Annotated in this window: 10 protein-coding genes; 9 read left to right on the top strand and 1 reads right to left on the bottom strand. The window is 73.1% G+C overall.

Features of this window, described 5'->3' with window-relative positions; genetic code table 11:
• Positions 1-130 precede the first annotated feature (130 nt).
• The 6 genes from ACZ6K0_RS39125 to ACZ6K0_RS39100 all read left to right on the top strand — a co-directional run bounded on the left by ACZ6K0_RS39125 (position 131) and on the right by ACZ6K0_RS39100 (position 7,812).
• Positions 131-1,381 carry an ABC transporter substrate-binding protein gene (locus ACZ6K0_RS39125; protein WP_469234787.1) on the top strand — a complete coding sequence of 417 codons (1,251 nt, stop codon included), beginning with the start codon at positions 131-133 and terminating at the stop codon, positions 1,379-1,381.
• On the top strand, positions 1,381-2,415 hold the full coding sequence (locus tag ACZ6K0_RS39120; RefSeq protein ID WP_376410179.1) for a carbohydrate ABC transporter permease: 1,035 nt from the start codon (positions 1,381-1,383) through the stop codon (positions 2,413-2,415). The genes ACZ6K0_RS39125 and ACZ6K0_RS39120 overlap by 1 nt, the downstream gene beginning before the upstream one ends.
• The gene (locus tag ACZ6K0_RS39115) at positions 2,412-3,281 is read left to right on the top strand and encodes a carbohydrate ABC transporter permease (protein WP_376410176.1); all 870 of its coding nucleotides are present in this window, start codon (positions 2,412-2,414) and stop codon (positions 3,279-3,281) included. Before ACZ6K0_RS39120 ends, ACZ6K0_RS39115 begins: the two co-directional genes overlap by 4 nt.
• A 16-nt stretch (positions 3,282-3,297) precedes the next feature.
• A complete protein-coding gene (locus tag ACZ6K0_RS39110; protein WP_469234785.1) occupies positions 3,298-3,885 on the top strand; it encodes a hypothetical protein in 588 nt (195 codons plus the stop codon).
• A 124-nt stretch (positions 3,886-4,009) separates the two neighbouring features.
• Positions 4,010-6,742, top strand: a complete 2,733-nt coding sequence (locus tag ACZ6K0_RS39105) for an exo-rhamnogalacturonan lyase family protein (protein WP_469234783.1) — start codon at positions 4,010-4,012, stop codon at positions 6,740-6,742.
• 20 nt (positions 6,743-6,762) lie between these two features.
• Positions 6,763-7,812, top strand: a complete 1,050-nt coding sequence (locus ACZ6K0_RS39100) for a rhamnogalacturonan acetylesterase (protein WP_469234781.1) — start codon at positions 6,763-6,765, stop codon at positions 7,810-7,812.
• Between the two features lie 86 nt (positions 7,813-7,898).
• Here the strand turns inward: ACZ6K0_RS39100 and ACZ6K0_RS39095 are convergent, their stop codons facing one another.
• Positions 7,899-10,787, bottom strand: coding sequence for a glycoside hydrolase family 2 TIM barrel-domain containing protein (locus tag ACZ6K0_RS39095; RefSeq protein WP_469234779.1), 2,889 nt, complete (start codon positions 10,785-10,787; stop codon positions 7,899-7,901).
• A gap of 207 nt (positions 10,788-10,994) precedes the next feature.
• Between ACZ6K0_RS39095 and ACZ6K0_RS39090 the strand changes: the two genes are divergently transcribed.
• Genes ACZ6K0_RS39090 through ACZ6K0_RS39080 form a run of 3 tightly spaced genes read left to right on the top strand, consistent with a single transcriptional unit; the run spans position 10,995 to position 13,394 of the window.
• The gene (locus tag ACZ6K0_RS39090; RefSeq protein ID WP_469234777.1) at positions 10,995-12,197 is read left to right on the top strand and encodes a LacI family DNA-binding transcriptional regulator; all 1,203 of its coding nucleotides are present in this window, start codon (positions 10,995-10,997) and stop codon (positions 12,195-12,197) included.
• Positions 12,178-12,717, top strand: a complete 540-nt coding sequence (locus tag ACZ6K0_RS39085; RefSeq protein WP_469234775.1) for a SigE family RNA polymerase sigma factor — start codon at positions 12,178-12,180, stop codon at positions 12,715-12,717. Before ACZ6K0_RS39090 ends, ACZ6K0_RS39085 begins: the two co-directional genes overlap by 20 nt.
• Positions 12,717-13,394, top strand: a complete 678-nt coding sequence (locus tag ACZ6K0_RS39080; RefSeq protein WP_469234773.1) for a hypothetical protein — start codon at positions 12,717-12,719, stop codon at positions 13,392-13,394. Before ACZ6K0_RS39085 ends, ACZ6K0_RS39080 begins: the two co-directional genes overlap by 1 nt.
• The last annotated feature ends 165 nt before the right edge of the window (positions 13,395-13,559 follow it).

Below are 13,559 nucleotides of genomic sequence, written 5' to 3'. Positions count from 1 at the left end.
GATCCCGTCCGAAGCGTTGACGTGGCTGGCCGACGACCCTACTTTGGCCCAGCAAGCGCTTTCCTGAAACGTTCCATTAACGCGCGGAGGACGAACTGTGCGTACTCAAAGCACTGTTGACCGTCGGAGCATGCTGAAGGTCGCCGGCGGCTCCCTTGCGGCTCTCGGCCTGACCGCGGCGGGCTGCGGATCCGGCTCGGGCTCCGGAGACGGCACCGTCACCATTCGGTACACGTGGTGGGGCTCCGACGACCGGGCCAAGCGGATCAACCGGTCGATCGCCCTCTTCGAGAAGAAGTTCCCGAAGATCAAGGTCAAGACCGACTTCCAGCCCTACGCCGACTTCTGGAAGAAGTTCAACACCCAGGCGTCGGGCGGCAACGCACCGGACGTCTTCCAGAACGCCATCGGCTTCCTGCGCAAGTACGACGCGAAGAACGTCCTCCTCGACCTGCGCGAGCAGGCCGAGGCGGGACACCTCCGCCTCGACGGCTTCCGGGCCGGCCTGGAGAAGTTCGGCGAGGTCGACGGCAAGCTGCTCGGCGTCCCCGTCGGCAGCAACTCGATGGCCCTCGTCGTCGACCGGACCGTCTTCGCCAGGGCCGGCGTCACCCCGAAGCCGGGCTGGACCTGGGACGAGTACCACGCGGCCCTCGCCAGGATCCGGGAGACCCAGGGCCGGGCCGGCGACGCGGGCCCGTACGGGATCATGTACCTGTACGACCTCTACCTCCGCCAGCACGGCAAGGCCTTCTTCACCACCTCCGGACTCGGCTTCACCGAGGCGGACCTGACGGACTGGTGGACCAAGGCGTTCCAGCGGGTGAAGGCCGGTGTCTACGCCGACCCGAAGAAGACCATCCAGGCCAAGCCCAAGTCGGCGGTCACCGCCGAACTCGCCGGCTCCGAGTTCACCTGGGACAACTTCGCCGTCCGCTACACCGCCGAGGGCAAGAGCCGGTACGGGCTCGCCCCCATCCCCACCACCGACGGCCGCAAGACCGGCCAGTACCTCGGCTCCCTCATGCTCAGCGCGTCCAAGCGCACCAAGCACCCCAAGGAGGCCGCCCAGTTCATCGACTTCATGGTCCACGACCCCGAGGTCGGGAAGATCATGGGCTACGACCGGGGCGTCCCGGCCACCGAGGCCCAGTACCGGGCGTACGTGCCGACCGACGAGGTCGGGAAGCAGATCGCCGCGTACGAGAAGCAGCTCGTCGAGTCCCGCGTCCTGGAGCCCATCACCCCGCACCCGGCCGGCGCCGATGTGTGCGAGGCCGCCTTCCTGCGGCTCTCCGAGGAGATGTCGCTGGGCGAACGGCCGGTCGCGGACGCGGTGAAGCAGTACTTCACCGAGGCGAAGACGGCGCTCTCCTCCTGATGGACGCCGCCGTGACCTCCGCACCGACTCCCGCACCGCACCCCGTACGGGACGCCCGCCCGGCCGGGGAGGCCGCCCCCGCGGGCTCCCCGGCCGGCGGCGGACGCCCGCCCCGGACGGCGGGCCGCCCCGCCCGCCCCCGCCGAGCCCGCCGCGAGAACCTCGCCGGCTACCTCTTCATGTCCCCGTGGATCGCGGGCTTCCTCCTGCTCACCGCAGGGCCCATGGTGGCCTCGCTCTACTTCGCCTTCACCGACTACAACCTCTTCGACGCCCCGCGGTGGATCGGCTTCGACAACTTCACCGAGATGTTCGGCGACCCCCGCTGGCGCACCTCCGTCGAGATCACCGGCTGGTACGTGGTGATCGGCACCCCGCTGAAACTGGCCGCCGCACTCGGCGTCGCCCTGCTGCTGAACCAGAGCCGGCGCGGACAGGCCTTCTACCGGGCCGCGTTCTACGCGCCCTCGCTCATCGGGGCCAGCGTCTCGATCGCCATCGTCTGGCGCGCGATCTTCTCCGACGGCGCCGCCGTCGACCGCACGCAGCAGCTCTTCGGCATGGCCGCCGGAGGCTGGATCGGCGACCCCGACCGCATCATCTACGCCCTCGTCGCGCTCACGGTCTGGCAGTTCGGCGCCCCGATGGTCATCTTCCTGGCCGGACTCAAGCAGGTGCCACGGGAGTTGTACGAGGCGGCCCAGGTCGACGGAGCGAGCCCGTGGCGGCGCTTCTGGCACATCACGCTGCCGATGATCTCCCCGGTCCTCTTCTTCAACGTGCTCCTGGAGACCATCCACTCCTTCCAGATCTTCGGTTCCGCCTACATCATCGGCAGCCAGGGCAACGCCTGCGGGCCGGCCGACGGCACGCTCGTCTACACCTGCTACCTCTACATCCAGGGCTTCGAGAACAGCCGGATGGGTCTCGCCTCGGCGATGGCCTGGATGCTGCTGCTCGCCGTCGGCCTGGTCACGGCGGTGCTGTTCTGGTCCCAGCGGCGCTGGGTGCACTACGAGGAGGGGGGCCGATGAGCCTCGCACGCACCGGCACGCGGACCGCGAGGCCGCGCACGGCGGGCTCGGTCGCCTGGCACCTCGGGGCGCTGGCCGTCCTCGCGGTCATCCTCTACCCCGTGGTCTGGGTCATCGGCGGCTCCTTCAAGCCGAACGACGAGATCGTCGGCAGCCTGACCCTCTTCCCCGCCGAGCCCATCACCGACAACTACCGGCGGCTCGCCGACGGCATCGCCGACATCCCCATCTCCACCTTCTTCGGCAACTCCCTCTTCCTGGCGGTCGGTTCGGTGGTGGGCGTGCTGATCTCCAGCTCGCTCTCCGCCTACGCCTTCGCCAAGATCGGCTTCGCCGGCCGCGGAGTGCTCTTCACCCTGATGATCGGCACGCTGCTCCTGCCATACCACGTCCTGCTCATCCCGCAGTACGTCCTCTTCCAGAAGCTCGAACTGATCAACACCTACACGCCGTTGCTCCTCGGCAAGTACCTGGCCACGGACGCCTTCTTCGTCTTCCTGATGCTCCAGTTCATGCGCGGGCTGCCGAAGGAGCTCGACGAGGCCGCCCGCCTCGACGGCTGCGGTCACCTGCGGACGTACTGGTCGATCGTGCTGCCGCTGTGCCGCCCCGCCCTCATCACCAGCGCGATCTTCACCTTCATCAACGCGTGGAACGACTTCATGGGTCCGCTGATCTACCTCAACGAACCCGAGAAGTACACGGTCTCGCTCGGCCTGAAGATGTTCGTCGACCAGGACGGCGTCGCCAACTACGGCGGAATGATCGCGATGTCGCTCGTGGCGCTGCTCCCCGTGGTCGCCTTCTTCCTCGCCTTCCAGCGGTACCTCATCGACGGCATGGCCACCTCGGGCCTCAAGGGCTGAGGGGGTGGCCGGCGAGATGAGAACACGCACCCGGGCCCGATTCCTGGCCAGCTTCGGGGTCTTCGCGGAGTGCCTCCTCGTGGGGGTGTGGATCGCCGTCGCCTCGCTCCCGCTCGTCACCCTGCCGGCGGCGCTCGCGGCGGGCGCGGCCCACCTGCGGCGCTGGACGGACGACGAGGAGGCCGGCCTGCGGTTCTTCGCCGCCGACCTGCGCGCCGCCGTCCGCCGGGGCTGGCTCGTGGGGCTCGCCGTCTGGGCGACCCTCGCCCTGCTGTGGGCCGACCTCGCCGTCGTACGGGCGGGGCTGCTGCCCGGCGCCCGGTTCGTCGGCGCGGTCGGGGTCCTGATGGCCCTCGGGCTCGCCGTCACCCTGCTGCGGGCCTGCGCGGCCTGGCGCCCGGGCGCCCGCTGGCGGGAGCTCCTCGCCCCGGCGGGCCGCCGGACCCTGCGGGATCCGGCAGGTTCCCTGCTCGTCGTCTGCGGCTTCGCCGTGATCGCGGCCTCCGCCTGGTTCTCGGCCCCGCTCGCGATCCCCGCGCTCGGCATCGTGGTCGCCGCGGCGCTGGCGGTCGAGCGCCGGGCCACGGCCCCGGCGACCGCGTAGCCACCGGGGGCGTACCCCGCCCTCTTCCCCCGCCCTCTTCCCCCCTGCCTCTGCCTCCTCTTCCTCCGCTGTCCCCGCACACCGCCGCGACAGCGCTCTCCGCCATGCGCACGAAGGGATTCCGATGTCCGCGATACCTCGCCGCTCCCTCCTCAAGGCCGCCGCCGTCGCCGGAGCCGCCGCACAGTTCAGCTGGGTCCTCGGCCGCGGGGACGCCCAGGCCGTCGCACCCGCCGAGACCCCGGCGGCCGACCGGCCCTCCGCCGTCACCTGGCTGGAGCCCGGCGGGCTCGGGGCCGCCGCCGGATCCACCTTCGGCGCCGCCTGGCCCCAGGGCGTCCACCCCGCCGACCAGGCCTTCGCCCTCACCACCGCCGACGGCGCGCACGTCCCCGTACAGACCTGGACCACCGCCCGCTGGCCCGACGGCTCCCTCAAGTGGACCGCGCACGCCGTCGGACCCGAAGCCGCCGGGGCCGAGCGCTTCACCCTCGCCCCCGGAACCCCCGCCACCGCCGCCAGTACCGTCTCCGTCACCGAGACCGGCCGCCGGATCACCGTCGACACCGGCACCGTCCGCGCCGTGATCGCGAAGGACGGCGGGAAGCTCGTCGAATCCGTCACCCGCGACGGAGTGAAGATCGCCACCGACGGCCGGCTCGTCCTGCTCCGGCAGAGCGACCTCGACGACGGCGACCACGGCAACGCCAAGTGGGAGCGGTTCGACGGCGAGATCTCCGCCGCCACCGTCGAACAGCGCGGCCCCGTCCGCGCCGTGGTCCGCATCGACGGCAAGCACCGCAAGGGCAGCCGCAGTTGGCTGCCGTTCTCCGTACGCCTCTACTTCTACGCGGGCTCCGAGTCCTTCCGCATGGTCCACACCATCACCTACGACGGCGACCAGAACAAGGACTTCATCCGCGGCCTCGGCGTCCGCTTCACCGTCCCGATGCGCGACGCCGCCTACGACCGGCACGTCCGGATCGCCGGCGAGGGCGCCGGCTTCCTCACCGAGGCCGTCCAGGGCATCACCGGCCTGCGCCGCGACCCCGGCGCCGCCGTCCGCACGGCCCAGGTCAAGGGCGAGAAGCTGCCCGACCCCGCCACCTGGGACCAGCGCGTCACCACCCGCCTGCAGTACGTCCCCACCTGGGGCGACTACACCCTCTCCCAGCTCTCCGCCGACGGCTTCGCCCTCCGCAAGCGCACCAAGCCCGGCCACGGCTGGATCCCGGCCGGCGGCGGCCGCCGCGCGAACGGCTTCGGCTACGTAGGCGGCGTCAGCGGCGGACTCTCCTTCGGACTACGGGACTTCTGGCAGAAGCACCCCGCCCAGCTCGACGTCCGGAACGCCGCCGGCGACGAGGCCGAGGTCACCCTCTGGCTCTGGTCGCCCGAGGCACAGCCCATGGACCTGCGCTTCTACCACGACGGCATGGGCCAGGACACCTTCCCCGAGCAGCTCGAAGGCCTCAACATCACCTACGAGGACCACGGACCCGGCTTCGGCACCCCGTACGGCATCGCCCGCACCAGCGAGCTGATGTTCTGGGCCAACGCCGCCACCCCGGCCGCCGACACCCTCGTCGCCCAGGCCGCCGCCGTCCGCACCCCGCCACAGCTCGCCGTCGGCCCCGAAGACCTCGTCCGCGCCCGGGTGTTCGGCGGACTCTTCTCGCCCGTCGACCGCTCCACCCCCGCCAAGGCGAAGATCGAGGACCACCTCGACTACCTCTTCACCTACTACAAGGACCAGGCGGAGCAGCGCCGTTGGTACGGCTTCTGGGACTACGGCGACATCATGCACACCTACGACGAGGACCGTCACCAGTGGCGGTACGACGTCGGCGGCTATGCCTGGGACAACTCCGAGCTCTCGCCCGACCTGTGGCTCTGGTACGCCTACCTGCGCTCCGGCCGCGCCGACGTCTTCCGCTTCGCCGAGGCCATGACCCGCCACACCGGCGAGGTCGACGTCTACCACCTCGGCACCTGGGCCGGACTCGGCACCCGCCACGGCGTCCAGCACTTCGCCGACAGCGCGAAGCAGCAGCGGATCTCCACCGCCGTCTACCGGCGTCCCTACTACTTCCTCACCGCCGACGAACGCGTCGGCGACCTCATGCACGACCTCGTCGACTCCGACGAGACCTTCCTGGTCCTCGACCCCATCCGCAAGATCCGCACCGAGCCCTACACCCCCGACCGCCACGCCCTCTCCATCGGCTTCGGCACCGACTGGAGCGGCCTCGCCGCCGCCTGGCTCACCGAGTGGGAGCGCGGCGGCCCCAAGGCCGCCAAGGCCGAGGCCCGGCTGCGCTCCACCATGGAGACCATCGCGGCCCAGCCGAACGGCTTCGTCCAGGGCACCGGCCTCTACGACCTCGACACCGGCCGTTTCGCCGTCGCGGCCGAACCCGTCGTCGGCGTCTCCCACCTCTCCGCCATGTTCGGCCTGGTCGAGATGTGCGCCGAGCTCATCGACCTCGTCGACATGCCGCGGTTCAAGGCGGCCTGGCTCGACTACTGCCGCTACTTCAACGCCTCCAAGACGGAACAGGCCGCCCGCTACGGCAAGAACTTCGGCACCCTCCTCCTCTTCCAGGGCCACTCGCGCCAGGACGCCTACGCGGCCGCCCAGTTGAACGACACCGCGCTCGCCCAGCGCGCCTGGGCCAGGTTCGACAAGAGCGACGGCTACACGGCGGCCATGGTCTGGGACAAGACGCCCGTCCAGGGCGCCGCCGCCCTCGAACCCGGCTACGAGCACCTCTGGATCAGCACCAACACCACCGCCCTGTACGGACTGGCCGCCATCCAAAACCTCGCCCTGGTCGGCGACCACCTCCCCGAGTGAGAACCGAGAGGAACAGGACCATGCGCAGGACCGCACTCCTCGCCGCCGCCGCGACCCTCCTCGGGTCGCTCGCCGCGGCCCCCGCCGCCCACGCCGACGGGCCCTACGGTCAGGGCCTCGACCACTGCTCCGCCACCGCCGGCGGCGGGCTCGCCTGCCACTTCGACGTCGCCCCCGGCACGTACGACGTCACCGTCACCCTCGGCGGTGACGAGGCCGGGTCCACCGCCGTCATAGGCGAGACCAGGCGGGCGCTGCTCGCCGAGACCGCCACCGGGGCCGGACAGCGCGTCCGGCGCTCGTTCACCGTGGACGTACGCGACCCGGAGGGCGAACCCACCGGGCCCGCCGGCAGCCCCGGCCTCGACCTGGTCCTCGGCGGGGCGGCCCCGCGCGTCACCGCGCTCCGGGTCACCCCCGCCCCCGCCGCCCGGCGCCTCTTCCTCGTGGGCGACTCCACCGTCTGCGACCAGCCGGGAGACCCGTACACCGGCTGGGGGCAGCGGCTTCCCGTCCACCTCGCGCGCGGGATCGCGGTCGCCAACCACGCCGACTCCGGCGAGAGCACCGTCACCTTCCTGGCGAACCCGGCGCTCTTCGACGCGGTCGAGGCGGCGATCCGCCCCGGCGATCCCGTCCTGATCCAGCTCGCCCACAACGACAAGCAGACGGACGCGGCCACCTACCGCGCCAACCTGACGAGCCTGGTCGAGCGCGTACGGGCCCGGGGCGGCGAACCCGTCCTGGTCACCCCGATCGTGCGCCGCTGGTTCAACGCCGACGGCACCCTGGACAACGGCACGGCCCTGCTCGTCAACGGCCTCGGCGTGGACCACCCGGCGGAGATCCGCGCCCTCGCGGTCACCCTCGGGACCCCGCTGATCGACCTCACCGCCCTCACCAAGGCGCGGGTCGAACAGCTGGGGCCCGAGGCCTCCAAGGCGCTCTACCTGACCACCGAGAAGCGGGACAACACCCACACCTCGGTCCGCGGGGCCACGGAGTACGCGGCCCTCGTCGCCCAGGAGCTGCGGGCCCGGGACATCGTCCCGGACCGGCTGCTCCGCTGAGCGAGGCCATGCGAGGCCGGGCGAGGCCGGGCGAGGTCGAGCGAGGTACGGCGAGGCCACATGACGTCGCCTGGCGTCAGCTGACGTCAGGCGACGTCCACCGGGGTGAAGGTGAGGGCGAACGTGGCCGGGGCCGCGTCCAGCCGGTACGCGGGCAGCACTCCCGGTCCGCAGGACTGGGAGCCGATGCCGTGCTGGGCGTGGTCCAGGTGCAGCCAGAGCGTGTCCCCCGGCATCAGATCGGTGCGGTGGGCGGCGGCGTCCAGCTGCTCGGTGGTCCACGGGCGGGCCGTGAACGAGAACGCCGGGTCGCCCTCCACCCGTACACCCGGTCCGTCCCCGGCGGAGTCCGTCAGGACCAGCCACCGGGTGTCGATCCGGGCCCCGTTCTCCTGCGGTCGCAGGTACGGGGTCCGGAGCGCGTCCACCGCGGCCTCCCAGCGGCCGAGCCGCGCGGCGGCCCGGGTGTCGGGGTACGCCTCGCCGGGACCGGCGCCGTACCAGGCGGCCCGGTCCAGCGCGGTCGGCAGGCCGAGCCGGACCCCGAGCCGGGGCAGCGGCACCCGCCACTCGCCCTCGGGTTCGACCTCGACGCCGAGCCGCAGCGCGGTGCCGTCCGAGGTCCACCGGTACGTGGCGCGCAGACCGAGGTCCCGGGCGGCGGGCGCCACCCGCGTCCGTACGGTCAAGGAGTCCTCGGTCAGGGCGACGTCGTCGAGGCGGTGGCGCATCCGGTGCAGGCCCAGCTCGCGCCAGAGCGGCCCGTGGCGTTCGTCGGGCTGCCAGGGCGCGCCCTCGTCGTTGTCCGTCGGCGCCCGCCAGACGTCGAGGCGCGGACCGGTGACAGGGAGGGCGCCGATGGCGAGCGGTGCGCCGGTGCGGGCGTCGAAGACCCCGGGGCCGAGGGCGATCCGGTCGGCCGTGCGGACAGGCCGCGCACCGGTCGCCTTCCGGGGCGCGGGCGCCGGCCCGGAGACCGGGATCTGTCCCCAGGCGATCTCGTGCCCGGCGGGCGCCCAGGCCGTGTCGTCCGCGAGCAACGCCCGTACCGTCCACAGGGTTTCGGCCCCCGCCGGATGTGCGGGCGGTGCGGGCAGGGCCACCCGCGTGCTCGCTCCGGCGGCGAGCGGCGGCACGTCGAGCGGACCGGTGGCGAGGGTCTCGCCGTCGGCCAGGAAGGACCAGGTGAAGACGAGATGCGCGAGATCGACGACATCGTGGCCGTTGCCCACCAGGACCGCGCCCGGACCGCCGGGCGCGATCCGGACCGGCTCGATCACCTTCTTGTACTCCAGGAGCCCCGGCGACGGCGTCCGGTCCGGGAAGAGCAGCCCGTCGCAGACGAAGTTGCCGTCGTGCACCTCCTCCCCGAAGTCGCCGCCGTAGCCGTGGCCGTACACCGGGTGGACGAGGCCGTGGTCGATCCACTCCCAGACGAAGCCGCCCTGGCAGCGCTCGTACGTCTCGAAGAGCCGCTGGTACTCGGAGAGGCCGCCCGGCCCGTTGCCCATGGCGTGCCCGTACTCGCAGAGGACGAAGGGGAGCCGGCTCCTCTCCTCGGGTCCGCCGTCGGCCCTGCGGCCGATCGCGTCGACCTCCGCGTGCGGCGGGTACATCCGCGAGTAGAGGTCGGTGTCCGCGCAGGACCGGTCGCCCTCGTAGTGGACGAGCCGGGACGGGTCGCGGTCGCGGATCCACCGCGCCATCGCGGTCAGACCGGAGCCGGTGCCGCATTCGTTGCCCAGCGACCAGACGACCACCGAGGGGTGGTTCTTGTCCCGCTCGACGAGCCGGGCCGCCCGGTCGAGCAGGGCCGGGGTCCAGCGCTCGTCGTCGACCGGGTTGCCCCGCCAGGCCAGGTCCTCGAAGCCGTGGGTCTCCAGGTCGCCCTCGTCGACGACCCAGAGCCCGTACGTGTCGCACAGGTCGAGGAAGGCGGGGTGCGGCGGGTAGTGGGAGGTGCGGACGGCGTTGATGTTGTGCCGTTTCATCAGCTCCACGTCCTCGCGCATGGTCGCGAGGTCCAGGCTGCGGCCGTGCTCCGGGTGGAACTCGTGGCGGTTCACGCCGCGGAAGAGGATCCGGCGGCCGTTCACCGTCATGACGCCGTTCTCCACGGCGACGGTGCGGAAGCCGATCCGCAGCGGGATCCGCTCGCCGCCGGCCGTGAGCTCGCCCTCGTACAGCCGGGGCGTCTCGGCGCTCCACGGCTCGACCGGCAGCGTCGCCGACGCGCCGGTGGCGAGGTCGAGGCCGAGCTCGGGCACGGTGACCCGGCCGGGCACGTCGCAGTCGACGCGCAGGGTGCCGGTGGCGGTGGTGTGGTCGTACGAGGCGTGCGTGAAGAAGTCGCCGGGGGAGCCCTCCGGCCGGTGCAGCAGGGTCACGTCACGGAAGACGCCCGGCAGCCACCACTGGTCCTGGTCCTCCAGGTAGGAGCCGGAGGACCACTGGTGGACGCGGAGCGCGAGGACGTTGTCCCGTGCCTTCAGGAGGTGCCCGACGGCGAACTCGTGGGCCAGCCGCGAACCCTTGAAGTCGCCGAGCTCCGTGCCGTTGAGCCAGACCCGGGCGCAGGACTCGACCCCGTCGAGGCGGAGGACGGCCCCGCCGTCCGCCGGCCAGTCGGCGGGCAGGTCGAAGCGGCGCAGATGGTCGCCGGTCGGGTTCTCGGTGGGGACGCGGGGCGGGTCGACGGGGAAGGGGTACTGGACGTTGGTGTAGGCGGGACCGCCGTACTCGCGCTCCTTGCCCTGGAGCACCCAGTGGCCCGGGACCGTGATCGCGCCCCAGGCGCTCGCGTCGAAGTCCGGGGCGGCGAAGGAGTCGTCCTCGGCGTCGGCGGTGGGGGAGAGGCGGAAGCCCCAGGAACCGTTCAGGGAGAGGGCGGCGGCGTCGGAGCCGGCGTACCAGGCGCGGGGCGGCAGCGTGCCGCGGCCGGGGGAGAGGTCTTCGTACCAGGGCAGGGCGGACATGGTCCTCCTGACGGAGTGAGGGAGAGGAAGGGGAGATCCGTGATGCGGAAAGCGCTCTCTGTCCGGAGTTCATCCCATCGCGCGGGAGGTCCGCGCACAACCCCGGGCGGCCATCCGACCCTTGGACTCTTCGAGACGCGTCTGGACAGCCCGTCGAGCGGCCGCTTAGGGTCGGGGTACCTGTCGAGATTGCCGAGGAGCGCGCACGTGGTCACCCTCGCCGACGTCGCCCGCCACGCCGGGGTGTCGGCCAGCACCGTCAGCTACGTGCTCAGCGGCAAGCGCTCCATATCCGCCCCCACGCGCGAGCGGATCCAGCACAGCATCGACGCCCTCGGCTACCGCCCGCACGCCGGCGCCCGCGCGCTCGCCAGCAGCCGGACCGACATCCTCGCCCTGATGATGCCGCTCCGCACCGGGCTCTACATGCCGGTGATGATGGAGATCGCGATGGCCGTCACCACCACGGCCCGCGCCCACGGCTACGACGTGCTGCTGCTCACCGGCGAGGAGGGCCCCGAGGCCGTCCGCCGCGTCGAGGGCAGCGCCATCGCCGACGGCATGATCGTCATGGACGTCGAACTCGACGACCCGCGGCTGCCCTGCCTCCGGGAGGCCGAACGGCCCGCCGTCCTCATCGGACTGCCGACCGAGACGGCCGGGACCACCGGGACCGTCGAGACGGCTGGGACCACCGGGACCGTCGAGACGGCCGGGATGGCCGGGACGGCCGCGTCTGTCGATACCGCTGCCCCCACCGACATCGCCGCCGACCCGGCCGGGCTCGCAGTCGACCTCGACTGCGTCGATCTCGACTTCGAGGCCGCCGGAGCGCGCTGCGTCGACCACCTCGCGGGCCTCGGCCACACCGGGATCGCCGTCCTCGGCGAGCCGCCCGCCGTCTACGCGCGGGGCACCGGCTTCGCCGCCCGCACGCTCACCGGCCTCCGCGCCGCCGCCGACGCGCACGGCGTCGGCCTGCTCCACCGGCCGGTCGACGGCACCTACGCGGCCGTCGCCGCCGCCGTCACCCGCGTCTTCGAGGAGCGCCCCGGCACCACGGCCCTCGTCGTCCAGAACGAGGCCGCCGTCGAACCGCTGCTCGCGCTCCTGCGCCACCAGGGCCGCGCGGTCCCCGAGGACGTCTCCGTCGTCGCCATCTGCCCCGACCAGGTCGCGGTCCACGCCTCCGTACCGCTCACCGCCGTCTCCGTACCCGCCCAGGACATGGGGCGGCGCGCCGTGGAGCGGCTTGTCGCCCGCCTCGCGGGAGAGGCCGCGCGCGGTACGGAACTCATCGCGCCCCGGCTGACCGAGCGCGCGAGCACGGGACGGGCGGCGGGCGCCGCGGCCCCGGCCCCCTCGCCGATCCCGGCCACCGAGGGCCGCCGTGGTCACGGTGGACGCTGACCCCGACGACGGCGCGACGGAGTTCCGGGCCTTCTTCGCGCGCCACTACGCCGAACTCGCCCGCCTCGCGCACCTGCTGACCGGCGAGACCGACGCCGCCGACGACCTCGCGGCCGACGCCATGCTCGCCCTCTGGCACCGCTGGGACCGGGTCCGCGCCGCCGACCACCCCGCCGCCTACGCCCGGGGCGTCGTCGCCAACCTCGTCCGCACCCGGATCCGGGGCACCGTGCGCGAGCGGCGCCGCATCGCCGCGTTCTGGGACCGGCGCCCGGACCACGTCGAGGACCCCGACGTGCCGGCCGTCCTCGACGTACGGACGGCGCTGCGCGCCCTCCCCTTCCGCAAGCGCGCCTGTGTCGTGCTGCGGCACGCCTTCGACCTCTCCGAACGCGACACCGCGCTCGCCCTGGGGATCTCGGTCGGCACGGTCAAGAGCCAGACCGCCAAGGGGATGGCGGAGCTCCAGCGCCTCCTGGGCGAGCGGGCCGTCACCGAACTCGTCGCGGGGAGGCACTGATGGACGAGGCACAGCTGCGCCGCGAGCTGCGGGAGGCCGGGCTGGCCCACCGGCCCGACCGCGCCCGCATGCTCGCCCGGGTGGAACGCGGCCTCGCCGCCCCGCCGCAGCAGGCGTCCCTGCGCGCCCGCGCGACCGCCCCGTGGACCGGCAGGCGGTGGACTGTGGCCGCGGCCGTGGCGGTGGCCGTCGCCGGGGTGGTCGGCGTCGGCGGGCTCGCCGTGACCACGCTGGACCGGGGGCCGGCCGCGCCCGCGTCGCAGCCGCCCGCGCCGGGGCCGGTCGCCGAGGCGACGGGCACCCTCGATCCCGGCAGCAACCGCTGGTGGGCGCAGGGCGATCTCACGGTCACGACGCGGACGCCGGTGGCGGGCCTGGTCGTCGACGTGCGGGTCGCCCGCACGGCCGGCGTCGTGAGCACGGGCCACTGGCGCACGCGCCCCGCAGAGGACTTCACCGTCACGGTCACCGAGGAACCGGGGGCCCTGCTCTACCGGTGGACCCTCAAGCCGGGCCGTACGGTCCCGCCGGGCCGCCATGTCTTCGCGGTCCAGTACAACCACGCCGAGGGGGTACGGGACGCCTCGGCCGACACGTACACCGTCGTCCTCACGGGCGGCGACGGCGGCCGCTCCACCCTGCGGGGCGGCTTCGGGGCGACGGCCCCCGCGACGTAGCGGCGACCCCGCGAGGTAGCGGCGACCCTCGCGAGGGGACGGCGACCCCCGCGACGTGACGGGCCGGGTGACCGGGGCCGCCGTTGCTGCGCCTCGCGTCGTAGCGCCGTCTCGGCCGTGCGGGGGAGCGGGCTCGGTCCGGAGCGTGATTCCCCGGCCCTCGCC

This window comes from Streptomyces sp. NPDC042346 (genome assembly GCF_055581845.1).
This window is presented reverse-complemented; position numbering and strand designations above follow the sequence as displayed.